Here is a 1,251-nt window from a genome sequence, read left to right as displayed (position 1 = left end):
CGCGCATGCGACCAGCATCCAATTAGCGTGACGCCTTGTACCTTGTGGTAGCCGGGATAACCGTCCACATGCAGATAGCCGCTGAATCCCTTCAAAAAATCGCGAGGATGCTCGCCGCCGCGCGATGGCCGGTAGTCGTATAAAACGATCGGCGGGCCTTCACGCCCCGTTCGGTACAACCAGAGATATGATTTCGTCTCCGCAGACTTGCCCGGCTCGCGCAGGACCTGCAACGTCGTTTCATCGGCATGCAGGATGTCCTGATTCAGCAGGTGCTCCCGCATACGGTCCGTTAGCAGCGAAAGCCATTGATCCGCGCCGTACATCATCCAATTTGCGAGCGTTTGCCGTGAGATCGTTAGACCTAAACGGGCAAACTGTTGCTCCTGCCGATACAGCGGCTGACTGTCTACATACTTCTGGCTCATGACGTGCGCCATGATCGATGGAGAAGCAAGACTTCCCGGATAGACGGGCTTCGGCATGGGAGCCGTTACGATCGGCGTGCGAATTTCCTCGCGTTCACAGCGTCGGCATGCATACACCTGGCGCACATGCCGCGTCACCTTCACTTCCGCAGGGATGACCGCGATTTCGTTTCGCGTCTCGGTGCTCATCTCATGAAGCACACCTCCGCAGCAGGCGCAGACTTGCTCCTCCTCAGGTAAAACATAAGTGATCGTTTCCACAGGGAACTGATCCAGCTTAGCTTCGCGGCTGCCGGCCGACTTCTTGCGACTGTAAGTAACGGTCTCGATGTCTGGCTCCTGCGAGGCAGGCGTCGCTAGCATCTCGGCTTCATTGAACAGATTCAGCTCCAGTTGATCCGGATGCGTCTTCTCACTCGAGGCGCCGAAGCGCTTCTGCTGCGCAAGACGGAACTGCTCTTCGTACCATTTGAGTTTGGTCGACAATTCCGCATTCTGCTGCTCCAGCTTGGCTGTTTTCTGTTCCAGCTCTTCTATTGTAAGGGAATGGGTTTCCGTTTGATTTTCCATATTCTATTTATTCGCAGGGTGAATGCTATATCCTACCTCTAGGTATGTCGAAATGACGAAAATTTCGTTAAATAACCGTGTTTGCCGTGACTTGCGGGTGCGCATGCCGTTGGCTTAGGGCAAGTCCGTCTAGCAGCCAGCGAAGTTCGCGGGAAGAGACGGTGACGGCACCTTCGCGTCCCTTTGGCCACTCAAACGTACCGCGTTCCAGCCGGCGATAAAACAGCCAAAAGCCATTGTACTCCCAGTACAG

General features: G+C 55.1%; 2 protein-coding genes. Both read right to left on the bottom strand.

What is annotated here, in order from left to right; all coding sequences use genetic code 11:
• The coding region (tnpC, locus tag AC2TDN_RS26460; protein WP_484690727.1) for an IS66 family transposase at window positions 1-998 on the bottom strand (998 nt) is incomplete at its 3' end.
• A gap of 67 nt (window positions 999-1,065) precedes the next feature.
• On the bottom strand, window positions 1,066-1,251 hold a 186-nt coding region (gene tnpB, locus AC2TDN_RS26455), incomplete at its 5' end, for an IS66 family insertion sequence element accessory protein TnpB (protein WP_484690726.1).

The organism is Paenibacillus sp. Y660, assembly GCF_057221575.1.
This window is presented reverse-complemented; position numbering and strand designations above follow the sequence as displayed.